Source organism: Pseudoalteromonas sp. CR1 (assembly GCF_019392235.1).
Classification (GTDB): domain Bacteria; phylum Pseudomonadota; class Gammaproteobacteria; order Enterobacterales; family Alteromonadaceae; genus Pseudoalteromonas.
In genome coordinates this window covers 24,117-49,810 of sequence record NZ_JAHXRM010000015.1, presented here as the reverse complement: position 1 = coordinate 49,810, position 25,694 = coordinate 24,117, and the positions used below count along the sequence as shown (strand labels likewise).

At 40.3% G+C, this 25,694-nt stretch carries 26 protein-coding genes and 1 pseudogene; 7 read left to right on the top strand and 20 right to left on the bottom strand.

The features are described from left to right. Window positions 1-46 precede the first annotated feature (46 nt). The 10 genes and pseudogenes from KZZ04_RS13560 to KZZ04_RS13515 all read right to left on the bottom strand — a co-directional run bounded on the left by KZZ04_RS13560 (window position 47) and on the right by KZZ04_RS13515 (window position 9,992). Window positions 47-2,746, bottom strand: a pseudogene (locus KZZ04_RS13560) (methyl-accepting chemotaxis protein). 50 nt (window positions 2,747-2,796) lie between these two features. Next, a complete protein-coding gene (locus KZZ04_RS13555) occupies window positions 2,797-3,261 on the bottom strand; it encodes a chemotaxis protein CheW (RefSeq protein WP_058403616.1) in 465 nt (154 codons plus the stop codon). Further along, the gene (locus KZZ04_RS13550) at window positions 3,258-5,372 is read right to left on the bottom strand and encodes a chemotaxis protein CheA (protein WP_219422961.1); all 2,115 of its coding nucleotides are present in this window, start codon (window positions 5,370-5,372) and stop codon (window positions 3,258-3,260) included. Before KZZ04_RS13550 ends, KZZ04_RS13555 begins: the two co-directional genes overlap by 4 nt. A gap of 14 nt (window positions 5,373-5,386) precedes the next feature. Next, window positions 5,387-5,749 (bottom strand): response regulator, encoded by a 363-nt coding sequence (locus tag KZZ04_RS13545; protein ID WP_006793785.1) that lies wholly within the window; start codon window positions 5,747-5,749, stop codon window positions 5,387-5,389. A gap of 8 nt (window positions 5,750-5,757) precedes the next feature. Next, window positions 5,758-6,054, bottom strand: coding sequence for an STAS domain-containing protein (locus KZZ04_RS13540; protein WP_082653586.1), 297 nt, complete (start codon window positions 6,052-6,054; stop codon window positions 5,758-5,760). 151 nt (window positions 6,055-6,205) lie between these two features. Beyond that, the gene (locus KZZ04_RS13535; RefSeq protein ID WP_058403619.1) at window positions 6,206-6,817 is read right to left on the bottom strand and encodes an SCO family protein; all 612 of its coding nucleotides are present in this window, start codon (window positions 6,815-6,817) and stop codon (window positions 6,206-6,208) included. Then, window positions 6,814-7,743 (bottom strand): heme o synthase, encoded by a 930-nt coding sequence (cyoE, locus tag KZZ04_RS13530; RefSeq protein WP_219422960.1) that lies wholly within the window; start codon window positions 7,741-7,743, stop codon window positions 6,814-6,816. Before cyoE ends, KZZ04_RS13535 begins: the two co-directional genes overlap by 4 nt. A gap of 12 nt (window positions 7,744-7,755) precedes the next feature. Further along, window positions 7,756-8,745, bottom strand: coding sequence for a heme A synthase (locus KZZ04_RS13525; RefSeq protein ID WP_219422959.1), 990 nt, complete (start codon window positions 8,743-8,745; stop codon window positions 7,756-7,758). A 22-nt stretch (window positions 8,746-8,767) separates the two neighbouring features. Then, on the bottom strand, window positions 8,768-9,262 hold the full coding sequence (locus tag KZZ04_RS13520) for a hypothetical protein (protein ID WP_058403622.1): 495 nt from the start codon (window positions 9,260-9,262) through the stop codon (window positions 8,768-8,770). Further along, on the bottom strand, window positions 9,252-9,992 hold the full coding sequence (locus KZZ04_RS13515; protein WP_219422958.1) for an SURF1 family protein: 741 nt from the start codon (window positions 9,990-9,992) through the stop codon (window positions 9,252-9,254). The genes KZZ04_RS13520 and KZZ04_RS13515 overlap by 11 nt, the downstream gene beginning before the upstream one ends. A gap of 14 nt (window positions 9,993-10,006) precedes the next feature. Here KZZ04_RS13515 and KZZ04_RS21370 point away from each other — a divergent pair, with 14 nt between their 5' ends. Next, window positions 10,007-10,318, top strand: coding sequence for a DUF2909 domain-containing protein (locus tag KZZ04_RS21370; protein ID WP_082653587.1), 312 nt, complete (start codon window positions 10,007-10,009; stop codon window positions 10,316-10,318). On the opposite strand, the gene KZZ04_RS13505 is transcribed toward KZZ04_RS21370, so the two are convergent. From KZZ04_RS13505 to lexA, 5 genes are all read right to left on the bottom strand, one after another. Further along, a complete protein-coding gene (locus KZZ04_RS13505) occupies window positions 10,218-11,093 on the bottom strand; it encodes a cytochrome c oxidase subunit 3 (RefSeq protein WP_138527387.1) in 876 nt (291 codons plus the stop codon). The two genes, KZZ04_RS21370 and KZZ04_RS13505, sit on opposite strands and share 101 nt — an antisense overlap. A 35-nt stretch (window positions 11,094-11,128) precedes the next feature. Continuing rightward, the gene (locus tag KZZ04_RS13500; protein WP_058403625.1) at window positions 11,129-11,659 is read right to left on the bottom strand and encodes a cytochrome c oxidase assembly protein; all 531 of its coding nucleotides are present in this window, start codon (window positions 11,657-11,659) and stop codon (window positions 11,129-11,131) included. Next, window positions 11,659-13,251 (bottom strand): cytochrome c oxidase subunit I, encoded by a 1,593-nt coding sequence (gene ctaD, locus KZZ04_RS13495; RefSeq protein WP_058403626.1) that lies wholly within the window; start codon window positions 13,249-13,251, stop codon window positions 11,659-11,661. Before ctaD ends, KZZ04_RS13500 begins: the two co-directional genes overlap by 1 nt. Next, entirely contained in the window at window positions 13,251-14,393 is a 1,143-nt protein-coding gene (coxB, locus tag KZZ04_RS13490) for a cytochrome c oxidase subunit II (RefSeq protein ID WP_058403627.1), read from the bottom strand. The genes ctaD and coxB overlap by 1 nt, the downstream gene beginning before the upstream one ends. Before the next feature lie 416 nt (window positions 14,394-14,809). Then, window positions 14,810-15,427, bottom strand: a complete 618-nt coding sequence (gene lexA, locus KZZ04_RS13485; protein ID WP_006793773.1) for a transcriptional repressor LexA — start codon at window positions 15,425-15,427, stop codon at window positions 14,810-14,812. 176 nt (window positions 15,428-15,603) lie between these two features. On the opposite strand from lexA, the gene KZZ04_RS13480 reads away from it, so the two are divergent. After that, the gene (locus KZZ04_RS13480) at window positions 15,604-16,047 is read left to right on the top strand and encodes a PaaI family thioesterase (RefSeq protein ID WP_058403628.1); all 444 of its coding nucleotides are present in this window, start codon (window positions 15,604-15,606) and stop codon (window positions 16,045-16,047) included. A 1-nt stretch (window position 16,048) separates the two neighbouring features. Here the strand turns inward: KZZ04_RS13480 and KZZ04_RS13475 are convergent, their stop codons facing one another. Continuing rightward, window positions 16,049-16,429 carry a hypothetical protein gene (locus KZZ04_RS13475; protein ID WP_219422957.1) on the bottom strand — a complete coding sequence of 127 codons (381 nt, stop codon included), beginning with the start codon at window positions 16,427-16,429 and terminating at the stop codon, window positions 16,049-16,051. Between the two features lie 246 nt (window positions 16,430-16,675). Here KZZ04_RS13475 and KZZ04_RS13470 point away from each other — a divergent pair, with 246 nt between their 5' ends. The 4 genes from KZZ04_RS13470 to KZZ04_RS13455 all read left to right on the top strand — a co-directional run bounded on the left by KZZ04_RS13470 (window position 16,676) and on the right by KZZ04_RS13455 (window position 20,225). Beyond that, a complete protein-coding gene (locus tag KZZ04_RS13470; RefSeq protein ID WP_058403629.1) occupies window positions 16,676-17,374 on the top strand; it encodes a hypothetical protein in 699 nt (232 codons plus the stop codon). Between the two features lie 62 nt (window positions 17,375-17,436). Then, window positions 17,437-18,090, top strand: a complete 654-nt coding sequence (locus KZZ04_RS13465; RefSeq protein ID WP_219422956.1) for an endonuclease — start codon at window positions 17,437-17,439, stop codon at window positions 18,088-18,090. A 147-nt stretch (window positions 18,091-18,237) separates the two neighbouring features. After that, a complete protein-coding gene (locus KZZ04_RS13460) occupies window positions 18,238-19,854 on the top strand; it encodes a S41 family peptidase (protein ID WP_219422955.1) in 1,617 nt (538 codons plus the stop codon). Next, window positions 19,854-20,225, top strand: a complete 372-nt coding sequence (locus KZZ04_RS13455; protein WP_219422954.1) for a hypothetical protein — start codon at window positions 19,854-19,856, stop codon at window positions 20,223-20,225. The genes KZZ04_RS13460 and KZZ04_RS13455 overlap by 1 nt, the downstream gene beginning before the upstream one ends. 60 nt (window positions 20,226-20,285) lie before the next feature. Here KZZ04_RS13455 and hmpA read toward each other — a convergent pair whose 3' ends face one another. From hmpA to KZZ04_RS13440, 3 genes are read right to left on the bottom strand one after another with little or no spacing between them, the layout of a single operon-like run. Continuing rightward, window positions 20,286-21,467 carry an NO-inducible flavohemoprotein gene (gene hmpA, locus KZZ04_RS13450; RefSeq protein WP_219422953.1) on the bottom strand — a complete coding sequence of 394 codons (1,182 nt, stop codon included), beginning with the start codon at window positions 21,465-21,467 and terminating at the stop codon, window positions 20,286-20,288. Window positions 21,468-21,487: 20 nt separating this feature from the next. Continuing rightward, entirely contained in the window at window positions 21,488-22,720 is a 1,233-nt protein-coding gene (locus tag KZZ04_RS13445) for an NnrS family protein (protein WP_219422952.1), read from the bottom strand. Further along, window positions 22,720-22,989 (bottom strand): hypothetical protein, encoded by a 270-nt coding sequence (locus KZZ04_RS13440; RefSeq protein ID WP_058403663.1) that lies wholly within the window; start codon window positions 22,987-22,989, stop codon window positions 22,720-22,722. Before KZZ04_RS13440 ends, KZZ04_RS13445 begins: the two co-directional genes overlap by 1 nt. A 160-nt stretch (window positions 22,990-23,149) precedes the next feature. On the opposite strand from KZZ04_RS13440, the gene norR reads away from it, so the two are divergent. After that, on the top strand, window positions 23,150-24,706 hold the full coding sequence (gene norR, locus KZZ04_RS13435) for a nitric oxide reductase transcriptional regulator NorR (protein WP_219422951.1): 1,557 nt from the start codon (window positions 23,150-23,152) through the stop codon (window positions 24,704-24,706). Here the strand turns inward: norR and KZZ04_RS13430 are convergent. After that, a complete protein-coding gene (locus KZZ04_RS13430) occupies window positions 24,699-25,598 on the bottom strand; it encodes a LysR family transcriptional regulator (protein WP_219422950.1) in 900 nt (299 codons plus the stop codon). The two genes, norR and KZZ04_RS13430, sit on opposite strands and share 8 nt — an antisense overlap. Window positions 25,599-25,694 lie beyond the last annotated feature (96 nt).

The following is a 25,694-nucleotide window of genomic DNA, read 5'->3' as shown; positions in this document are numbered from 1 at the left end:
GCGGCCTTATTGAGCGTTTTCTTAATAAGGCCTTTAATCATAAAAATTAAAATTCTTCCCACTCGTCTGCCGAGTCAATAAAGTTATCGCCTCTTGGCTTGCTTTGTACTGCGTTATTTTGTGGTTTGTGAGCTAAACTTGGGGTATTCATCGTGGGCGACATAATAGCCATGTCTTGCTGGCCTAGTGAAAAGAAGTTAAGAAGCCTACGCATTTCATTTGCTTGCTCAGCCATAGATTCACCTGCTGCCGATGCTTCTTCTACTAAGGCTGCATTTTGCTGAGTCATTTCATCCATTTGAGAAATAGCTTTATTTACTTGTTCTATTCCTGCACTTTGCTCTTCAGACGCCTCTGTAATATCTGAAATCATTTGCGTCACTTTTTGTACCGACACCACAATTTCTTTCAGCGTTGCACCTGACTCATTCACAAGCTGAGAGCCATCTGCCACTTTACCTACGCTATCTCTTATCAGCTCTTTAATTTCTTTTGCTGCACCTGCAGAGCGTTGAGCTAAATTACGCACCTCACCCGCAACCACCGCAAAACCACGCCCTTGCTCACCGGCTCTTGCTGCTTCAACCGCCGCATTAAGTGCAAGCAAGTTAGTTTGAAATGCAATTTCGTCAATCACACCAATAATATCGGCAATTTTCTTACTCGATTCATTAATCGCTGACATACTCGTCACAGCGCGATTAACCACTTCACCACCCTGAATCGCTTTATCGCATGTTTCTTCTGCGAGCGTATTTGCCACTTTGGCATTGTCTGCATTTTGACGGACCGTACTCGTCATTTCTTCCATGCTTGAGGCTGTTTCTTCCAGTGATGATGCTTGCTCTTCCGTACGCTGACTTAAATCTGCGTTCCCCTGAGAAATTTCTTCTGCGCCACTGGCCACCAAGGTCGCTGATGAGCTTATACGATTAATAACCTCCGTTAATTTATCTGCAGTGGTGTTTGCATCGCGTTTTAATTTATCAAACGAGCCTTTGTATTCTTTTTCAATTCGCTTAGATAGGTCGCCAGTTGCCAAGGCATCTAGCATATTGCCAGTATCTGCGACCGCATCGTCTACAATTTTAACCAGACTGTTTAACCCTTGTGCCAAGCGTAAAAAGAACCCTTCTTTACCCTCTTCCATTACACGCGTATCGAGGTCCCCCTCTCCTGCAGCACTTACTAATTGTGCTATTTCTCTTTCTATTGCAACTTCTGAGGTTCTATCTTCCCACTCTACAACAGTGCCAATTCTCTCTTGCTCTGGGGTTATTATTGGGTTTGCAACCAAACCAAATGTGCGTCCACCAACCTTTATTTGCGTGCTGTAAGTATCTTTTAACGTTGCTAATAAGTTTTGTTGGTGCGCTGGGTTTTTATGAAATACATCAATATTTTGATTAAGCAGATTTTTGCTATCAAAATTAGGTAAGTCTTTTCGAAGGTCATTTTCAGCAATGCTCATCATGCTTCTAACGGCTTTATTCATGTACACAATGACATTTGATGAATCTGCAATCATGGTATTGGTTGCAACAGTATCAAGCGCTTGGCGCACACGACGGTTTTCTTGCGCGATTGCACGCTCAGCGTCAGCTTTAGCAACCTTATCAGTAATATCGTCCCACTCAACAATAGTACCGAGTTTTTTGCCTTATTGGCTGTACCATGGCGTCGCTATTAATGTAAAAATCAACCCCGCTAAACGCAGCTCTGCTTTGTAAGGTTTATCTAAATTTTTTAGTAATTCTCGTTGATGCGACGGCTTTTTATGAAAATCATCAACACAAGTCCCCACTAAATTATCAACAGAAAAGTGTGGTAATACCGTTTGTAGGTCTTTTTCACGCGCTTTTAGCATGTCTTGCACGCGTTCGTTTACAAAAACAATATTAAGGTCTTGATCTGCAATCATTACATTTGCTTGGCATACTTTTAAGGCGCTAGCTAGGTCTGCAGCTTTGCGTGAAGATTTTTCTAACTCTTTTTGAGCTGTTATATCAGACGCATATTTAATTACTTTAAAGGGCTTACCATTCATGTCGTAAATTGGGTTATAAGAAGCCTGAATCCAAATTTCTTGACCCTGCTTTCCTATTCTTAAATACTCACCCGAGTCAAATTCACCACGCCCTAATTTAGCCCAAAAAGTTTTATATTCATCACTTGCTGCGTATTCAGGTGTAACAAATATTCGATGGTGCTGGCCCATGATGTCGTTAAGCTGATACCCCAAGGTGTTTAAAAAATTATCGTTTGCATCAATAATAGTGCCGTCTAAATTAAACTCTATAACTGCTTGAGACTTACTAATTGCATTTATTTGTCCTCTTGCCTCTGCTGAAACGAGCTTTTGTGCTGTTATATCCGTCGCAAATTTCACAACCTTAATGACTTGCCCCTGAGAGTTCACAATTGGATTATAGGTGGCCTGAATCCACACTTCTTTACCACTTTTAGTAATGCGTCTAAACTCTTGAGATATAAATTCGCCGTTATTCAATCGCAGCCAAAAATGTTTGTAGTCACTTTCTTGAGCTTCAGTATCATCCACAAATAAAGAGTGGTGCTGGCCTTGAATTTCTTCTAGTTGATATTCCATTACGCGAAGAAAGTTAGCATTAGCGGTAATAATTTTTCCGCTTGGCTCAAACTCAATCACAGCTAATGACTTATTTAATGCACTTATAATTAAATCATTATTTGATTCAGACTGTTTTGGATTACTAAACCATCCCATGCTCATCACCACCTTTAAGTTATTTTTACTTTATTTAGCAAATACTGACTCTAAATATTCATTGTTTTTTGTAAGTCGATTAACGCCACCATTTTCTCGCCCACGTTAACTAACCCTGCCACATAATCGTCGTTATTTGTTTCTGAAATACTTGGAACCGCTTTAGCATCTTGCTCTGCAATACTGTAAACCTCAGAAACCGCATCAACGGTAATACCAATAATTTTACTGTCTTGTTCAAACTCTATTTTTACTACAATCACCACTGTAAGCGGCCCGTACTCTATACTGGGCAAGCCAAACCGCAGCCTTAAATCAATAATCGGCACTATGGTGCCACGCAAATTAATAACCCCTTTTACAAACTCGGGAGCGTTGGGTAAAACGGTTATCTCTTCCCAGCTACGAATTTCTTGTACAGTTAAAATATCTACACCGTATTCTTCATCAGCCATGATGAATGTTAAAAACTGTTTCACGCCCTTTTGCTGCTGCAGATTAAGCTCAGAAATCATAGCGCCTCCAAAGCAGCTTGCGACTCAATACTTAACTCTTGACTGCCCGGTTTTTTTAAACCTGAAAGTTTTATTAACCCGCTTATATCAACTATCAATGAAACCCGCCCATCACCCAAAATAGTCGCGCCGGATATGCCATCTACTTTTTGATAGTTTGCCTCTAAACTTTTAATTACCACCTGTTGTTGCGATAAGAGGTCATCTACCAATAAACCCACTTTTTGGTTGTCGGTTTCTACAACAACAAGTAAAGTTTTATCGAGAGATTCAATGGCATTATCATGATTAAAAATATCGTAGAGCCTTAAAATTGGAATATATTCATCACGTAACCTAAGTACATCAAGGTTTTTTCCTACACGGCTTACCTTGGCAATATCAATTTGCAGCGATTCAACAATAGAAATGAGCGGAATAATATAAGTATGCTGGGCAACTTTAACTAACTGACCATCTAAAATAGCCAGTGTAAGTGGTAACCTAATTGTAAATGTTGAGCCTACCCCTGGTGCAGATGTGACTTCTACAGAACCATTTAAAGACTGGATATTACGCTTAACGACATCCATACCAACACCTCGCCCAGATAAGTCACTCACCTCATCCATAGTGGAAAAGCCTGGCATAAATATCAGCTCGTTAATTTCTTCATCGCTCAGGTGGTTGTCGGCAGAAATTAGCTCATTTGCAATGGCTTTTTCTTGGATTTTTTTGGTGTTTAACCCTTGTCCATCATCCATTATTTCAATAACAATATTTCCACCTTGATGGAATGCATTTAAGGTCACCGTTCCTACAGGATCTTTTCCGGCTTGCAGTCTTTTCTCAACAGTTTCTAAGCCATGATCTAATGAGTTTCTAACTAAATGAACCATAGGATCGGAAATTTTTTCCATTACTGTTTTGTCTAATTCGGTTTGCTCGCCTATCAGCTTCAATTCAACCTGTTTATTTAGCTTTTGCGCAATGTCGCGTACCAAACGTGGGAAACGGCTAAATACAAAATTAATTGGCAACATGCGGATACGCATTACGTTTTCTTGCAAATCGCGGGTGTTGTGCGCAAGTTGCGCTAAGCCTTCTTGCAATGCAGTAATAGTAGCCGGCGTAATGTCTTGCTCGCTAAGCTGATTAAGCATAGCCTGAGTAATAACAAGCTCACCGACCATGTTTATTAATGAGTCAACTTTATCAATCCCGACGCGAATGGAAGTAGATTCGGGCGTTGTTGATTTTTTATTGGCACTCGCAGAGGTGGGCTTTATGGGCTTAGCCTGTTTCGTCGGCTCTGTTATTGGCTCTGGGGTCAAAGGCTCTAGGGTAGGTGCTGCGTCATTACCAACAGCGTTGCTATCGATTATGTTGGTTGCTGATGCTGGTATATCATCGGTAAATAAGCCACCGCATAATTCAATAGTAATATCAGCGTCATCTTCAACCCATTCGAACACTTCTTTAATCGCGCTTTTCCCATGACTGGTATTTAAGAAAAAACGCCAATGTAAAAAGCACTCATCACTACTTAAATCAGTTATTTCAGGGACTTCATCGTAAAAAACAGTGGTATCTAGCTCGCCTAATTGCTCAAGCTCACTAATCATAATGAGTGGCTCATTGCCTGTTTTAAATAAGTGATGATGCGGCTTAAAGTCTATTTGGTAAGTATCGCTATCGGGTTGGTTGTCAGAGGGTTGAGTGGTGGACTCTTGTGTTGCGCCCTTTATTCCTAGCACCTCTTCAAATTGTGCTCGTAGTGTATCGGCTTCAGTTAAGTCGGGCGCTTGCTCTGCTTGCAACCCAGCGAGTAACGATCTAAGGCAATCAACCGCTTTAAGTAATAAATCAACGTGCTCGGTTGTCAGGGTGCGCTCACCTTGGCGAATTTGATCCAGTAAAGTTTCAAGTACGTGAGTAAAGTCAGACACCGATGAAAAACCAAACGTCCCACTCCCCCCTTTTATTGAATGAGCGGCTCTAAAAATAGTGTTAATAGTTTCTAAGTCTTCCTCACCAGGCACTAAGTTTAAAAGCTCAGCTTCCATGGTATCAAGGCCTTCAAAACTCTCTTCAAAGAAAACTTCAAAAAATTGACTTAAATCTATGCTCACTTTGCGCTCCTTGACTAACGAATAACCTTTTTAATCACCGCTAGTAACTGCTCTGGATTAAATGGCTTTACTATCCAACCTGTTGCACCAGCCGCTTTACCTTCTACTTTTTTTTCTAGACCCGACTCGGTGGTTAGCATAAGTAGTGGCGTAAATTTATAGTCAGGTAATGTACGTAGCTCCCGTATTAATGTAATGCCATCCATAATGGGCATGTTTACATCTGAAATAACCGCATCAAAACCTTGCTGCTTAGCAATAGCCAATGCTTCACTGCCGTCTTTGGCCTCTGTCACATCAAAGCCTGCGGTTTTTAAAGTAAAGCTCACCATCTGACGCATAGACGCTGAATCATCAACTGCTAAGATTTTTTTCATATAAACCTCTAACTATTTATCTCGATTGTTAAATAATGGCTTAAGCCAAGCTGATTAATGGTATGTGCTAATGCTGCACTGCTACCTACCCATATAATTTTATGCTGTATAGTAAGTAAGTGTTTTTGAAGCGCACATAACAGCTGAATAGATGCAGTATCTGCAGACACTACATCGCTAATATCAAGACTGATGTCGTCGTTGCTATTGAGTTCTTGTAGTAAGTCTTGGTGGAGCGTTTCAACTCGGGTAATCACAAGTTCGCTTGGAAGTTTTAACATGTAAAATTGTGTAATCCCTTTCATTTCAATTCATAACAAAAGCTTAGCTCTAGTTGTTAAAATTGCCATAAAAGGGTCAAAAAAAATTTTAATAAATTTATAAACAGGAATGAAAAAAACAAAAAAGGGAGCCTAAAGCCCCCTTAAAATACGTGAAAAATTAAAAAGTCAGTTTTTAGTAGTAGTTTGCAATAACTTTAAACTCTTGCGTTAATTGAGTTGAATTAATAAGCGGTACACTACCTTGCTTAAACTCAGGTTTAAAAATAGCTCTTAGCGCTCCAGTATCATCAACCAACGCAACTGATGCACTATGATCAACCGCATAATCAGCTTTTGTTGTATCACTAATTGCGTAAATTAAGCCAAGCTCTCTTACTACTGGAAAAAGATCTTTGTGCTGCCCAGAAACAGCCAAAAAATTTGGGTTAAAGTAATCTATATATTGTTTTCGCTTTTCTGCTGTATCTCTATTTGGATCGACCGATACAAACCATATTTGCAACGGGTAATCAGCTTCCAGCTCTTTATAAACAGCGTTTAACTTAGCCAACGTTAACGGGCAAATATCGGGACAACTTGTGTACCCTAAAAATACTAAATTCCATTGCCCCTTAAATTGCGCTTTTGTCACCGGTTCGTCGAGCTGATTTTTTAACGTAAAATCCGAAAGTGATTTAGCGTTTTCATAAACAAGTGCATTTAAATTTTGAGGATCGTTTTCACTTGAGCATGCTGATAAAAATAAACTTAAAATAACAATTACTAAAAGCCAGAGTCGCTTCATAAAGGGAACCATTTATCTATAAATAAGATCACGAAGAGTACCATTAAATGCACTATCGAAAAACGAAATAAATCCATAGCCTTGTCGTTATTAGCTGCAAATTTTAACTTAATGGCTTTATACATAAACACACTATTGAGCACACAAGCACCGGCTAAGTATATACCTCCTGACATACCAATTAAGTATGGCATCACACACACTAAAGCCAGTAAAACTGAGTATGCAACCACACATGTTTTACAAAAGTCGATACCATGTGTTACCGGCAACATTGGAATTTTTGCACGCTCGTAATCACTTTTTCGAGCAATCGCTAAAGCCCAAAAATGGGGGGGGGTCCAGGTAAATATAATCATAACCAGCAACCATGGCGCTGCTGCCATTTGATTTGTTTCAGATACCCAACCAAGCAATGGCGGCATCGCTCCAGCAAGTCCGCCTATTACAATATTTTGAGGTGTCGCGCGTTTTAAAAATGACGTATAAATAAAGGCATAACCCACTAATGCAAATAACGTTAATATTGCTGTAAGCGTATTAGCCCACACCATAAGCATGATAAAACCGGTAACCCCAATACTTGCCGCAAACGTTAATGCATGTGTTTTACTTAAACGCCCTTTAGCAACAGGCCGATGACGCGTTCTTGCCATTTTAGAGTCTATTTCGCTATCCACTACATGATTAATAACGGCGGCCGCAGCAGATAACAGGCCTATTCCTAATAAGCTAATAACTTGAACGCCTATTCCACGCCCAACATCAGGGGCTAATGCTAATCCAACCCAGGCTGTTAAAACCAACATAGCCACTACTTTAAATTTACTAATGGCTAAGTAATCTTGTAATAAGTCGTAAGCACGCACACTAAGTGATTGAGTATGAACAGGCTGTATTGTTTTTTTGTTTATTGTTAGTGCCATTATATTTCTCCTTTATGTGCGTGATTTTAGGTAATAACACAACCTAACCATACTTAATAACAGTATGGCAGCCATTAAGTTATGCGCCAGTGCAATCCCCAACGGAAAGTGCCAATGTATCAAAATAAGCCCTAAGCTAATTTGGCAAAATAAAGTGACCAATACCGCTATTACGCAGCTTTTAATTTTTTGAGAATAAGCGTGGCTGTAAATTTTCCACATAACAAGCGCCAATACGATGCAGGTCATTAATGCCCAAATGCGGTGTAATAAATGGATAGACATTCTGGCTTGCTGTGACAGCACACCAAACTCGTAGTTGCTATGCTCAAGCGGTAATTGAAAAACACTACTCAACGAAAAAGGCTGAGCGTAATCACATAAAGGTAAACCATTACAGTGTGGTGCTGCGTAATTTGCCGCAAGCCAGCCGCCAAGCGCTATTTGTAAAATCAGCACAAAAAGCGCAATCAAACTCAATCCGAAGTGCTGCTTAGCGCCCTCATCTCCGCCCATAATAGGCTTTGCTGTTAACCTTAAATACAGCAAAGTAATCAGCGATAAGATACTAAAGCCACCTAGCAAATGCCCCATTACAATAAGTGGCTGCAGATTCATAGTGACAGTCCACATCCCTAATGCAGCCTGAAACACAACAAGCAATAACAATAAAGATGTTAGCTTTAATGGGGTAGTTGGAAATTGACGCTTTAAAAAAGCAACAATAAATAACGCTAAAATCATCAGCCCTAAGGTGCCAGCAAAATACCTATGAATCATTTCTTTCCAGGCTTTCGCTTTTTCAAACACCATGTCAGGGTAACTTTGTGTCGCTAAAGCAATATCAGCTTCGTGTTTAGGAACCGTTAAAAAACCGTAACACCCCGGCCAATCTGGACAACCCAGTCCGGCATCACTCAAACGAGTGTAAGCACCCAGAGCAACAACCACTAAAGCAAAAAGTCCGGTTAATAAAACCCAATTTTTATAATTTTTATACATCTTTTACCTCACACTAACCGTGTTAGCTTGAACGAGAATAGTTAAGTAGTTTTTTTAAATCCTTTAATAACCCCTTTTGAACTAAGCGGTTTTCTTGAGGCTTTACTTTATAAGGGTACTCAAGCACCACAAGCCCCATATGATCAATTAAATACAAACTAGCTGGCGTTAAATTTGGTTGCTGAGCCATTTTTTTCCATGGTAAATCTGCTTGTGAAGGGCTTCCCATAACAGCCATATCAACCTTGCCTTGGTTTTTTCCTAGCGCTATATAAAGATTATTAAGCGCCTCAAGCTGCTCGCTACATGACGCGCTGCACTCACTCGAATAATTAAGCGCTATAGTCCATTGTTTAGGGTTATCGTTTTGCCAATTTTTTAGCTTTATTTCTTCATTTAGAAATTCACCATGATTTGTAACCGCACTGGGTAACCAATCAAATTTGAGCGCGCTATAAGCTAAAAGCAAAGGAATAGCACAACAGGTTACAAACAATAAAAGGGGTTTATTTTTCATTTTTTTTCCTTTTTTTACTCGCAAAAATGGCAACAACAACACATGAAAACGCGATTAAAAACCACTGTAAGGCATAGGCATTATGTTTTTGTGGGCTCATTACAACCGCTTTGTAATGCGGTATCGCCATTTCATCACCTTCACCTTGGCGGTAAGCCATAAAGTTAACTAATGGGATGTTTGTTTGCGATTTTATAAAACTTAAGTCGATTGATTGAATGCGTTTGGGCAGATCACCACTCGCGGTTTTATCTTCTAGAGTAAAACTACTGAGGTTATTCTCTTTAATTTGTGCTTTGACCGTAAACTCACCTTGGGGCAAAACCACTTTGGGTAAAAAATCACGTGATACTGGGGCTCTGACCCAGCCTAAATTAACCAATACTGCACGCGTATCATTATTTGGTTTTAACAGAGCTAGTAAGTCGTAACCCACTTGCCCGTTATATACTTGATTATCTAACAACCAGTAATGTTCGCTTAAAAATGTCCCTTTAAGCTCAACTAATACGCCGGTTTTATTCCATTGTTTTGGTAACTCAAGCAACTGCGACCAATTCATAACACCATGAGTTTGTATTTGAGCAATGGCAGTAAGCTGTTGCTGTTTTTTTTCACCTCGTTCTAATTGCCAAAAGCCTAGGCGCACACATACAAGCACAACAACCACAACCATACAAATTGTGATTATTGAACTAAGCTTTTGTTTGTGCCTTAAAACTACTTGCATAAAGGGTCAACTCAGTGATTATTAAAATTATTATTGTACTGTTGTTAATGTTTATACTTTTTAACTTATTTAGAGCGTTATTTATTATGGTGTCAGGGAAAACAAACGGACGACCTATGTCTCATTTTTTAGGTCGCCGAGTGTTGTTTTCGGTTATTGTATTAGTGGTTGCAATTGCAGCAGTTAAGCTCGGTTTTATAAAGGCAAACAGTTCGCCCATAAACGTTACAGCACATATACAAATACAAATAAACACAGCCATACCACATCAACAAAATGCCAATACCAAGCAGCAGCTTGAAAGGCAAAGTGCTTTTCTTTTGTGAAATGCCCTTTTAATATTCGTATTAAAATAACAAATAAAAGTACGGCTCCAAGCGTGACATGCATGCCATGAAAACCAGTAAGCAAAAAGAATGTGTTCCCGTAAACACCGGCATCTAATGTTAAGTTTAGGTCGTTATATGCATGAACATATTCTTCTACTTGTAATGCTAAAAAGCACACGCCTAATAGCACCGTAAGCCCTAAAAACACTTTGAGGGGTTTGCGTTTATTGTTTTCCATTGCTACATGAGCAAAATGCAAAGTAACTGATGACGCGATTAAAATTAACGTATTAATTAGTGGTAGCCCTTGCCAACCCATAGCTTGCGTTGTGTCTCCCGAAGGTGTAACAACTAAAGGCCACATAGCTTCAAAAGTAGGCCACAAAACCTCATTGGTCATAGCATTGTTACCCGCGCCACCTAACCAAGGCACCGAAATCATACGCGCGTAAAATAACGCACCAAAAAAGGCCATAAAAAACATAACCTCAGAAAAAATAAACCAACTCATGCCTTGTCGAAAAGAGCGATCCATTTGCGCAGAGTACAACCCCTGATCTGACTCATGTATAACGTTTTTAAACCAGCTAAATAACATATACAGAAGAACGGCTATACCGGCATAAAGCAAATAAACACCGCTACCCCCTTCCTTTCCAACCTCCATAACAGTTAAGCCTGCGCCTACGGCGATAAAAAATAATGCAACCGCCCCTACAATAGGCCACGGACTTTGCTCTGGTACGTAATAATGCTCATATTCTTGATTCATTTTACTTGCTCCTAGTTTCACACTAGTATTAAACGCTAGTTATTACTGGCTACTAGCTGTTCACTAATATCAAATACGGTATAAGATAAAGTTAGCTCTTCAACATCACTTGGAAGCGCTGTATCAACATAAAAAAGCAATTTAAATTCGAGCTCTTCTCCCGCTTTTAGGGGTTGTTGATCAAAGCAAAAACAGGCCATTTTGTGTAAATATTTTGCTGCTTTCCCAGGTGAAACAGACGGCACAGCCTGCATAACTTTATCGAGTTCGCTACTATTTTTTGCGCTAAAAACGACTTCTCGCATTTCTCCGGGTTTTACAACCACACTGTACTCTTTTGATTTCACTTCAAAAGGTGCACCACTTTGCGCATGGGTAGTAAAACTCACGCTGACGTCCCTTGTTTGCTGAACCATAGTACTTTGTTGTGCTTGCTCTAACGATGGCTTCCCATTAAGCCCTGTTAAATCACAAAACACGTCGTATAACGGCACTAAGGCAAACGCAAACGCAAACATACCTATGCTGATAAGTATTAGGCGCTTAAGAAGTGGTGCATGTGTCATTACTTAATTTCCGGTGGTGTTGAAAATGTGTGGTATGGCGCTGGCGAATCAACTTCCCACTCCAGCCCTTCTGCACCATCCCAAACTTTAGCAGGGACTTTTTCGCCACCTCTGGCACATTTAAAAACAACCACCACAAACAACAGTTGAGATAAACCAAATGCAAAGCCACCAATACTTATAATTGCGTTGAAGTCTGCAAATTGCAGTGCATAGTCCGGAATACGACGAGGCATACCAGCTAATCCCACAAAATGCATTGGGAAAAACAGCACATTTACACTGACTAACGACAACCAAAAGTGCCATTTAGCCAACGTGATATTAAACATATTGCCGGTCCATTTGGGCAGCCAGTAATAAGCACCGGCCATGATTGAAAATACCGCACCGGTCACTAATACATAGTGAAAATGAGCCACTACAAAATAAGTATCGTGGTATTGAAAGTCGGCGGGGGTAATAGCAAGCATCAACCCTGAAAAACCACCTAATGTAAACAACACTATAAAGGCAATACTGAACATCATAGGCACTTCAAAGCTAATCGAACCGCGCCACATGGTGGCTACCCAATTAAATACTTTAACGCCAGTGGGTACCGATATCAGCATTGTTGAATACATAAAAAATAGCTCTGCAGCTACCGGCATACCGGTGGTGAACATGTGATGCGCCCACACAATAAAGCTCAGCAATGCTATAGATGACGTGGCATAAACCATTGATGCATAACCAAATAGCTTTTTACGCGAGAAAGTAGGCACTATGGTTGAAATAATACCGAAGGCAGGCAAAATCATGATGTAAACTTCAGGGTGACCAAAAAACCAAAATATATGCTGAAACATCACCGGATCGCCACCGCCGGCAGCATCAAAAAAGCTAGTCGCAAAATATTTATCGGTTAAAACCATGGTCACCGCGCCTGCCAAAACAGGCATAACAGCAATGAGCAAAAATGCCGTTATTAGCCATGTCCATACAAACAGAGGGAGTTTCATCCACGTCATACCAGGAGCGCGTAAGTTAACTATAGTAACCACCACGTTAATAGCCCCCATAATCGAGCTAATGCCCATTATGTGCACAGCAAATACAAATAAGGCAGTATTGTCATTACTGTATGTGGTTGAAAGCGGAGCATAAAAAGTCCAGCCAAAAGCAGGGCCCCCTCCAGGCATAAATAAAGACGCAAGCAAAATTAAAAATGCGAAAGGTAAAATCCAAAAACTCCAGTTGTTCATTCTAGGTAATGCCATATCTGGCGCACCTATCATTAACGGTATCATCCAATTGGCTAATCCCGTAAAAGCCGGCATAACGGCACCAAACACCATTATTAAACCGTGAACTGTGGTCATTTGATTAAAAAAGTGAGGGTCGACTAACTGTAATCCTGGCTGAAATAACTCGGCCCTGATCACCATAGCCATTGCGCCACCAATTAAAAACATGGTCAGCGAAAATATTAAATATAAGCTACCAATATCTTTATGATTAGTTGTATAAAGCCAGCGTTTAAAGCCTTTAGCTGGGTGATGAGCATGGTGCGCTTCGTTGGCATTAGGTTGTTCTGCTATGCTACTCATTAGTTAGCCTCCGCGTCGGCATCAAGTGCTGCTTGAATCTCACTAGGCTGAATAACATCACCGGTATCATTACCCCATGCATTGCGCTTGTAAGTAATAACCGCAGCCAATTGTTTTATAGATAACTGCTTGGCAAATGATTGCATTGCCGTACCTGGGCTACCATAAATAAGTATGTCTATATGACCTTTTATATCTCCAAGTACAATTGGGCTGCCTTTAAGCGCCGGAAATACGCCCGGCAATCCCATACCTGTAGGCTGATGACACGCGGCACAACTTGCCATGTATACCTGAGCACCCAGCTCCATTAACTCTTCTTTTGGTAATGTTTGATCAAGTAAAGCTGCATCAGCTAAAGCAGCTTTTTGTTTAGCTTGTTTAGCGTCGGCAAGCCATACTTTAAAATCAGCTTCAGATTTAGCCTCAACTACAACAGGCATAAATCCATGATCTTTACCACACAGCTCAGCACACTGGCCTCGGTAAATCCCTTCTTCGTTTATGTTGGTCCATGTTTCGTTAATAAAGCCCGGATTTGCGTCTTTTTTAACGGCAAAGTCTGGTACCCACCAAGAGTGAATAACATCATCTGAGGTCATTAAAAAACGAATTTTTTTATTAATTGGCAGTACGAGGGGTTTATCTACCTCAAGCAAATAATTTGGGTTTTTATCTGCTAAATTGGTAATTTCATCTTGAGAGGTTGCAAGCATTGAGTAAAACTCTACGTCTTCTCCCATGTATTCATAATGCCATTTCCACTGCGAGCCAGTCACTTTAATTGTTAAGTCGGCTTTACTGGCATCTTCCATCGCTATTAACGTTTTTGTAGCTGGCACTGCCATCGCAATTAATATAACAAATGGTATAGCAGTCCAAAGAATTTCTACTTTAGTACTTTCGTGGAATTGAGCGGGAACCGCCCCTTTAGATTTTCGATGATGAATGAGTGCCCAAAGCATGATGGCAAACACTATTATTCCAATTACACAACATATAAAAAATATGGTCATGTGTAATTCGTAAACATTTTCACTTATATCTGTAACGCCCTTGCGCATATTATATTGGCTGTTGGCCAACGCTAACTGCGGAAAAACACACAATATAAGCCACAAGGTACAACTAAGTTTACCCATGTGACGACTCCTTTGATGCTGTTGCTAGTGCAAAGCGAAGAGGCATACGGCTTAAACGCCAATTCGTTATTTTTATTTTTGTATTAATGCCATTTGATTTATAAAAAAAATTGGCATTCACTGCGCTAGCAACAAATTTATTGTGTGTGCTCAAAACTTAAAAGCGATGAGTATTGCCAGCGTCAGTTCATTAACAATTAGTTAATATTTAACCAGCATGCAAGTTTTTTGTATTAAAAACAAACAATAAATATGTAAAAAGTAGAGAGTTGATTTAGTTTAGCGTAGAAAAAAGTAGCTAAAATCGAGAGTTAGTAAGGGCTGAGAATGAAATAAGGAGTATGAATAAAAAAAACAAATTTAAAAAAATAAAAATGCGCACCAAAATAGTGCGCAATTTATAAAATAAGGTAAAGCTACATCCAGTCTGCGTTACGAATAACACCCACTGCCAAGCCTTCAATGTTGAATGACTCAGTTTCAAGGTCGACCTTAATTGGTGCAAACTCGTCATTTTCGGCATGAAGTAATACCTGACGACCTGCCTTTTCAATACGTTTTACTGTTACATCGTCATCAACACGAGCAACCACAACTTGACCATTTTCAGCCACTTGTGTTTTATGTACAGCAAGTAAGTCGCCATCCATAATGCCTATATCTTTCATACTCATACCATTTACGCGCAGTAAAAAGTCAGCAGCTGGTTTAAACATTAATGGATCAATTTTACAGTGGCTCTCAACATGCTCTTGCGCCAAAATGGGTGAGCCTGCCGCAACTCGGCCAATAAGCGGTAAACCTAATTGCTCCGGTTCCTCTTCTTCAACAAGTTGAATCCCTCGGCTTGCGCCTGGCTTCATTTTAATCACCCCTTTTTTGGCAAGGGCTTTTAAATGTTCTTCAGCGGCATTTGCACTTTTAAACCCTAACGTTTGTGCTATTTCAGCACGTGTAGGCGGCATACCAGTGTCTTTAATAAACACTTTAATTAATTCGAGTATTTGAGCTTGGCGTTTAGTTAATGGGCGCATACAACTGGTTTTCCATACAGTACATTTAACTGTGAGTATATACAGTTAAATAAAAATCGCAAATTTAAATTACCCGTTCAAATAGCCAAATTACTTCCGTACGTGTACATTTTAGGTGCTTTCTAAAATAGCCTATAAAAATAGTAACTTGCTTCATTAAATTTAAAGGAATCTATATGAGTATTTGGCATCAACCGATTACATTAGCACTGTGTAAACAATTAGACGAAGGGATTAGTGGCCAAGGTACCCTAATGAAAACCATGGGAATAGAAATAACAGAGATAGGCGATGACTACTTAGTCGCAACTATGCCTGCAATCCCTGCACATCATAATCCTATTGGCATGGTTCATGGCGGCGCTAACGTTGTACTGGCAGAAACGGTAGCCAGCTATGCTGCTAATTTTGTTGTCGATTTCACAAAATTTTACTGTGTTGGGCAAGAAATAAGTGCAAGCCATTTAAAGGCTTCTCGTAATGGTACATTAACGGCAACAGCACGCGCATTTCATATTGGAAAACGTAGCTCAGTATGGGAAATAAAAATCACAAATAGCCGTAACGAACTGTGCTGCGTATCAAAAATGACCGCAGCAGTTGTTGAACGAAAAGCGTAGGTTACTTCTCGAGAGGGTAAATTGTTATTTCTATACCCGCGCCAATAGCAGATATACGAAGTAGTGTATCTGCATGCAAAGCTTGATTAAAACACTTTGGCGATGTGCCTGACTCAAATCCTATATCAAACGTTCTGCGTGAACAGCTTAACCATTGCTTTAATGCATTGCGTGAACACGATTCAATAAGCTCACAAATATGGTTTATTGCTTTGTCTGGTGATTTAACATCGCCAGCTACCTCAATACGCGCTAATTGACGGTATTCGTCTTTGTCATAATGTAAAATCGTTGCGACTTTTTTTAGGTCGGCCACCAGCACACTAATATCTTGTTTTGACTCAAGCTCTAGATCTACATTTAAAAATTGAATTTCCGACATTGTTTCGTATTTATCCTCTAATGGTTACCTTGCAAACTTTAACGCAGTTTTATCGTTATACCAAATCAACACCCTATAAATAGACACTTTATCAGTTAATATTCTTATTTTAGAGTGTTATTGCTACTTACTATTCGCGCTAGTGTGCTGCAACTCAGTTTTAATGCACTAGTGCGACATTTTGTCGCACCCACCTTGCCTACCATTCGCGTAAAATGTTTATTAAAAATAATAAGATAAACACCTATGAAAAAAATATTTAAGCCAGCACGTAAACTTCATAAATGGTTAGGCTACCTATTAGGAATACAAATACTAGCTTGGTTGCTTGGCGGTTTAGTGATGAGCGCTATTCCGCTTGAAAAAGTACATGGTAAACACCTAGCAACACGCACTCTAGCCAACCCTTTTAAAAGCCATAGTTACGTCGCATCAATTGATGATATCGCAACCAAAGTAACCAATCCGACTAAAATAACCTTCACACATTTCTTATTCACCCCACTTATAACTGTAACCAGTAAAGACAACCAACAAAGCTTTAATGGCATTACTGGGCAACCATTTAAAGCGCCGAATAAACAGCAAATAATTGCTAATGCGCACGCACATTTACTTATTGATGCTCAACCCGAAAGTACCGCATTATTAGCTGTAGGACCACGAGAAAGCGGTTATAAAAAAAATGTATGGCAAGTACAATTTAACGATACATTTAGCACCACCCTCTATTTGTCATCAGATACAGGCCAAGTGATTACTGTGCGCAGTACACTGTGGCGAATTTTCGACTTTTTTTGGATGCTTCATATTATGGATTATGATGAGCGTGAAAACTTTAATAATCCTTTATTAATTAGCTTTGCAGCAACCAGTGTACTTTTTTGTTTAAGTGGTTTTTTGCTGCTATTGCAAAATATAAGGATTAAACGCAGTTTTAAATAAGTGTATGTTTGCCTGTTAAGCCAGTAAACTAGGCGCTCCTGTAGTTCACGTATGTGATGGATATGACCCGATTGATTTTGGCCTTACTGGCTTGCTGTGTCTGTTTTTCGGTATTAAGTAAAGACTTTACTCGTTTCTCTACTGCTAAAAAGCACTTAATAAAAACACTACCGAACAATGCAAAAAGCCTGTATTGCGGTTGTGATATTAACAAACAAGGTAAAAAACTAGTGCCAGATCCAACGGGTTGTGGCTATGTACCACGTAATACGTTCACGCGCTCTGGCAAAATAAATCAGCGCGCTTTACGTATTGAATGGGAGCACATAGTGCCGGCATGGGAGTTTGGCCATCAACTACAATGTTGGCAAAACGGCGGGCGAAAAAATTGCCGTAAGGTCAGTGCTAAATTTAGGAAGATGGAAGCCGACATAAACAATTTAGCCCCCGCCATTGGCGAAATAAACGCTGACCGTTCTAATTACCGCTTTGGTATGCTGGGTGAGCCCGCGACCCAATATGGCCAATGTCATGTAAAAGTAAACTTTAAGCAACGTGTTGTTGAGCCACCATTTTATGCCCGTAAACAAATTGCCGACGCCTATGCTTACATGCAAAAAACGTATGGTTTAAAAATTTCAAAACAACAACAAAAACTCTTTAATGCCTGGCAAAAACAAGACCTAGCACTAAAAAACATGACCAATAAACTGTAATAGCGCCTATCCACTAATAAAGAAATTCAAGCTCCTGCTTTGCAAATAAAAATGACACACTTATTTACATAAAGAAAAAGCTAAACGTTGAATAAATAATCAGGTGTTGTAGTATTTTAAATAACTTATTTACAGGAAGTACTTAGCATGTTTAAAAACAACACACTATCGCTTGCAATTATCAGCGTGCTCTCAGTTTTTGCTTTAACAGGTTGTGGTGGAGGCGGAGGTAGCAACAATACACCATCTCCTGTCACGCCACCAACAAGTAGTACACCGACATGGACTGCTGGTGTATTTGAACCTTCAGACGAACTTAAAAACTTTTGTGAAACACCGCGCACAGGTAACGATCCGTTTAATAATAACCAACCATACCCAGACCAAGCTGGTTCAGCCTTATACGAAAAACTATGGCTTCGTTCATGGAGCGACGAAACATACCTTTGGTATGATGAAATTACCGATAACAACCCTGAATCGTTCGATACCGTGGCTGACTATTTTGCTCAACTAAAAACTGAAGAACTAACCGATTCGGGTGCTAAAAAAGATAACTTTCATTTTTCAGAACCCTCTGAAGATTACTTCCAAGAAGCACAGTCGGGCGTCACTTCTGGCTATGGTATTAACTGGGCATTTATTGGTGATTCAGCCGATAGAATTTTACGTGTTGCTTACCTTGAAGATAACTCTCCAGCAAGCCAAATTGGCTTTCAACGAGGCGATACTGTACTTGAAGTTGATGGTGTGAGTATTAATACCAATACCCAAGCAGGCATAGACACTTTAAACGAAGGCTTATTTAGCCCAACCAACGGTGACTCACATACAATTATTGTACGCAGTAACGACGGCACGGAAAAAACGTTTAATGTCACTGCAGGTAACATCGAGCAGACTCCAGTTCAAAATGTACAAACGATTGTAACAAGCAATAACACGCGCGTTGGGTATATGCAGTTTAATAGTCACATAGGTATTGCCCAAGAAGGACTCATTGATGCAGTAAATAAATTTAGAACCGATAACGTGGACGAACTCGTTATTGATTTTAGATACAACGGCGGTGGTTTATTAGCACTGTCTTCGCAGCTTGCATATATGGTGGCGGGGAGCGCAAATGTACAAAACCGTTTTTACTATCAAACGCAACAAAATGATAAACAGCCTGTTGATTCTCCATTCCCGTTTATTGACGAAGAAATAGACTACTCAACGTTTTTCAGTACTGGCGATAAATTACCTGATTTAAACTTATCTAAAGTGTATGTATTAAGTACATCAGGTACCTGTTCAGCCTCTGAAGCGTTTGTAAATGGCTTAAAAGGGATAGATGCAGAGGTGATACTTATTGGCGATACAACCTGTGGTAAACCATACGGATTTACGCCTACACACAACTGTGGAACAACCTACTACACCATTCAATTTAGTGGCGTTAACAGCAAAGGCTTTGGTGAATATGCCGCTGGCTTTACCCCTACACCAACGCCACAATTTAATGCCGATGTACAAGGGTGTGTTGTTAACGACGACTTTGATAATCAACTTGGTGATAGTAACGAAGCTTTACTATCTACGGCACTTTTTCATATAGATAATAACGGTGCATGCCCAATCACAACAACGGTCGCTAATAGTAAAATAGATGTACCAAGCTTTGCCACAGCCAGCGAAAAACTGCAGCCTTTAAACGCACCAAATGAGCTCACTCGCGGTAACATGGACCTAACATGGCCTACGTTGTCTAAGGAGCAATAATGGTAAAGTTACTGGCAATACTCACTGTATTAATTAGCCTAGGGGGGTGTAATAGTATGAGTAGTGCCGTTGCAAAACCTGCGCTTTTAACAGAGGTTAACCCAGGCGTTATTACTGTGCTACAACAGGCCATTATAAAAGCCAAAGGTGGCACGCTAGTTACACTTGCCGACACTGTGTTTACCAAACGTAGCGAGCTCTTGCTAAGCCATGGAAATAGTAAAGATCCAAATGGCATGCCCATAATGGGCGCGCATAATATAAAGTCTGAAAAATTTGTTTTACAAATAATCGGCGAGCAGTGCGTGCTTTATTATCCTAAAAAAGATATGTCTATTGAGCTTAAAAACGTAAGTTGTAAAGCGCAATAAAATACTATTAAAAAGGCACACAGCATTAATACTGTGTGCCTTTATCATTTTTCACTTGGTTTATAAGTCTTGATGCGGACCAAACACTTCGTAATGAATATGCTCATTTTTAACGCCTAGTGCCAGTAACTGGCTTTTCACAAACGCCATAAACCCAGCGGGGCCGCATAAGTAAAAATCGCCATTTTTAAGAGGTAACTGTGTTTTTATGGCCGTTAAATCCATTAGCCCAGTAAAATCAGCCCCATCACTACTTTGATTAAACCACGTCATAGTTTGCAAACAGTTATAAACCGTACTTAATTCATTTAAATAGTGTGCAAACGAGTGCTGCTGAGTATTTTCGCACGCATGTAAATACAGAATGTCGTGATTAGGGTTATCGCTTAATAACGTTTCGAGCATAGCAAGCATTGGCGTTTGCCCAACACCTGCTGAAATAAGTACCGTCGGTTGAGTACTATTGCGTAAAAAGAAATCTCCTGCAGGCGGGTATAGTTCAACTATGTCACCTTGAGCTAGTGAGTGTAAATAATTAGACACCATGCCAGGCTTTGGCTGTAGCTCTTTTTTAACACTAATACGGTAGTTTTTACCGTTACTTTTTTGCGAAATAGAATACTGGCGAATTTCTTCATATTCAGCGCCCTCTGGCTTAACTTTAATACCTAAATATTGGCCAGGTTTATGGGTAATTATAGCTTCGCCATCAACCGGCGTAAGTGTAAAGCTTGTTACTAACTCAGATTCAACTTGCTTGTTGGTTATTTCAAATTGGCGAGTACCCACCCAACCACCCAGTGTGTTTTTACTGTGTTCATACAAAGCCGCTTCTTCGGTAATACAAATATCAGCAAGCAGTGCGTAAGCTTCACGCCATGCGTATTCTACATCTGGCGTAAACTGCTCTGGTATTAGCTCTTTTAAGGTGCCAATTAAATGAGCACCAACAATGGGGTAGTGCTCTGGTAAAATATTTAAACTGGTGTGTTTATGATTAATGCGCGCTAATGCCTCTTTTAACACCGCTAAGTTATCAATATTTTGGGCGTATGCCGCTAATGCGTTAAACAAAGCAAATTGCTGGCGGCCGGTGTCTTGATTCGCCATATTAAAAATATTTTTAAGCTCTGGGTTATGGCTAAACAAACGCTTATAAAAATGATCGGTAACAACCGTGCCGGCTTGCGCTAATAACGGAACGGTGCTTTTAACAATCTCAATGGTTTTATCAGATAACATAATGTATTCCTGTAGGTAAACTAACCACGACGCCCATCAACACGACGCCGCGTTAATATAGGTGTGCAGTAAATTAAAAATAACAAAAAAGCCACTAGCCACAGCAAAGCACTTATCTGCCAAGCAAAGTGTGGCCCAATAATTAAGGGGAGTATTGAGCGAGTAATCGCTGCCACCAGCACAAGAGCAAAAGCAACAGATATATAATTAGGGGTGCTAAGCGTACGCCCTGTATGACCAAGCGATACACGGGTCATCATGGCTAAAATCATCATCCCTATTGTGCCAATAGTGATAAGGTGGAGCGCATCTTTGAAGGGTATTACGCTTGTGTAAAAGCTAAATGCAATCATCATCAAGCCAACACCTAAAGCAAGATAAGAAAAATGCAGAGACCATAATAATGGCACTTTTAGCACTTTTGCGTTCCACCAATACCCAGATCGAATTAAGTGAAGCGCAGCAACTATTGCAACAATTAATGAAGGGCTAATTGCGCTTAAAAATAACTTACTAATAAAAAATAAAGTAATTGCCAATATTGATAAATACAGCAGTGCTTTATCAGTTTTAGGAGTGCGTGTTTGCTCGCTAAGCAATAAACCTTTAGCAGTAAAAAAGGGAAGCACCCTTCCTGCAACAATGCCTACCAGTAAGCTAATAACGAGTACAGCGGTGTCAACCACAGCCAAAGCAAGCTGCATGTTGTTATTTAAAACAAGTAATAAATAAAGTGTATTGAGGGAGCACAACACACTTAAAATAGCTAAAAATTGATAGTTATTTTTACTGCGTGCTTTTAACAGCATATTAGCCAGCGCAGCAATTGCACCTATCCACCATACTAGCTGCAGCACAATAACAGCCAATAAATTAATATTGGCAAAATCTGGCAGCACAATAAAAAAAGCTAAACGAGCAATTACCCATATTAAAGTAAGTAGCATAAGTGCTTTGCCACTTATACTTCCAATGCCCGTCCATGTTTGTGCCGCCGTAAGTAAAAAACCTACAGCAACCACTCCTGCAAAGCCAAACAGCATTTCATGCGCGTGCCAAAATGTAGCTGGTATGGTTAAGTGCCAACTAGCATGGCCTGATAAAATAAGTAACCAATACCCTATCGAGAAAAATGCCAGCAAACCGCCGGCTAAAAAGTAAGGTCTAAATGCAAGCAGCCATAACGGCCATTTAGTTACGTGATGGATAGCTATGTGCGCTGGCATTGGCTCGGTTAAATTTAGTGGGCGCATTAGCGTACTTCCTGCCCTAAACCATGTTGAGCAACACAACGCAGCACATAACTAACTTTTAAAATAGCTGCCACTACAATAGTGCTAATATGTGCTGATATTTGTACCTGCATCGAAAAGTACTCTGCATAGGAGTAGCTAATTAAAATACTTACAACTATACAAATAAAGCTCAACCCTAATACGGCATTAGCAGTAAATAAAAGCGATTCAAAAAATGAGCCTAACTCAACATTGTTGCTTACATTATTTATTGTAAGTGTGTCCATAACTACCTCAGTAACCATTAACGTTACTTAGCTATTACACATACTGTGCCAATAAAACAAAGCATTACTATTCAGCAGGTTAAGTATAACCTCTTTACAAAATGAGTCTTTATGACCTACCCTATTTTAAATCATAAAAACACGTATAGGTCATTTTGACATGAACCAGCAATTCAACCTCACCCAAGTAGCTTTAGAGCTTGCCCAAAGCACCCTGCACGAGCACAGCTTTGACCAATTACTGGCAACGGTTGAGCGTGTAATACCTAGCGATGCCAGTGCATTACTTGTCGTGCAGGGCGAGCAACTTAAACCCTTAGCCATTAAAGGCCTGATGCCCGACAGCCTTGGCAGGCGTTTTAAAATAGCAGAGCACCCTCGCCTTAAGGCTATTTGTAGTACTAGCCACGCATTACAATTTGCACACAACTGCCCACTGCCCGACCCATACGACGGCCTACTGCTGGCTAAAACAGGCGATATTCCTGTGCATGCCTGTTTAGGCTTACCCCTTTACGATAAAAATGCACTACTTGGCGTACTCACGTTTGATAGCCTTAATGCAAATGCCTTTAGCAGTATCAGCACAGATACGCTAAGCACCTTACAAACGCTGTGTAGTGCACATTTTAAAACGGCTCTAGAGCTTGCCCATTACAAACAACATGCGCAGCATTCAAGTGCACTTGTGCAAGAGTTAACACGTGATGCACTTACTCGCGATGGCGGTGAAATAATTGGCCAAAGCCCAGTAATAAAAACGCTTAAAAATGAAATAAAACTAGTTGCTGCCTCTAACTTTAGTGTATTGGTTTTAGGAGAGACAGGCGTAGGAAAAGAGTTAGTAGCGCGTAATATTCACTTAAATTCTGCACGTAAAGATCAGCCTCTCATTCACTTAAATTGTGCCTCACTTCCCGAAAATCTTGCAGAGAGTGAATTTTTTGGCCATGCCAAAGGCGCTTTTACTGGTGCACAAAATGCCCGCCAAGGTAAGTTTCAGCTAGCTGATGGCGGCACATTATTTTTAGACGAAATTGGCGAGCTGCCATTGGCTATGCAAAGTAAATTGCTGCGCGTACTGCAAAGTGGTGAAATTCAAACCGTTGGTGAAGACATACCAAAATACGTAGATGTTCGAGTAGTCGCTGCCACTAATCGTGATTTAAAACATGAGGTAGCACAAGGTCGCTTTAGAGCCGATTTATATCACCGGCTAAGTGTTTACCCTATTACCGTGCCGCCACTTAATAAACGTGAGCACGACATAACCCTACTTGCTGGTTATTTTATTGAGCAAACAGCCCGTAAATTAGGTATTAAACAATTAAAGCTAAGCACTGAAGCGCAAGCATTGCTTAACCAATACAGTTGGCCTGGTAATGTACGCGAGCTTGAACATGTTATTAGCCGCAGCGCATTAAAGGCTAAGCAAAGCCAATGGCAAAACCCTATAGTTACGATTACAAGCGAGCACTGCGATTTAACCCCACAGCTAAGTAATACAGCGCAAGTTAACACGCAAAACACCATTCACACTGCCTGTAATCAGCCATTAAAGCAGGCCGTTGAATCTTTACAATTTACAGTTATAACCGAGCAACTAAAGCAGCATAATTATAACTGGGCAGCAACTGCAAGAGTGCTGGAACTCGACAGAGCAAACCTTGTACGCCTTGCTAAGCGTTTAGGTATTGAGGTTAAAAAAACTATTTAAGAGTTTGAGGCTTATTAAAATGCGCTTTTAATAATCCTGCAAAAGCTTGTACCTTCGCGGTGCGATGCACTAAATGATGGGTCACTAACCACACATCCGTTGGCCAACTTAGTTCACCATGTAAAACAGGAATCAAATCGCTATATTGCGCTGCTACATCATACTGTAAACCACCAATGCCTAAGCCTTTAATAATAGCGCGCGTGGCCTCGGCGGTTTCTGATACACGCAGTTTGATTTGCGATGCAGGAATGTTTTCGTCTGCCCAAGCAAAATAAGGCACCCGCGCGTTATATCCCGCAACTCCTGATACAAAATTATGCTGCGATAAATCACTTAACGATTTGGGCATACCATGCTTGGCAATGTAGCGCTTATTGGCGTATAAACCGGATGTTAGCTTTGCTAAATGCTGAGCAATGTAGTCACCTTCATCAGGTTTAGGCCCTGCACGAAGCGCAATATGTGCTTGCCCGTGATCGAGGCGCAAGCGTTTTTGCTCCAAAATAACTTCAAGCTGTACTTGTGGGTGTAATGCCTGAAATTGTTCACATACATCGCCCATTACATCAATAAACCCACTAACCGTAGTAAGTAATAAACTTCCGCGTAAAGTACTGTCGGCAGCGGCAATATCGTTATGTAGCTGTTCGAGCGAGGTATCTATAGTTTGCGCTGTAGCAAATAATTTAGCGCCTATTTCAGTTACCTTGTAACCACGAGCATGGCGATGAAACAAGCGGGTATCTAGGTTTTTTTCAAGGCTGTTAATTCGTCTTAACACTGTGCTGTGGTGTACATTTAGTGCCTCTGCCGCAGCGGTAAGCGTGCCAAGCCGAGCCACTTCAAAGGCTACTTTTACGTCTTGCCAGTCGTCAAATTTTATTGCCATGCGCCCTGCCTTAAACTTATGTGCGTATACGCACATAAGTGTTGCGTTTATTTGGGTTTTCTACAAGTAAAAGTTTGCTACATTAGGTATGTAACT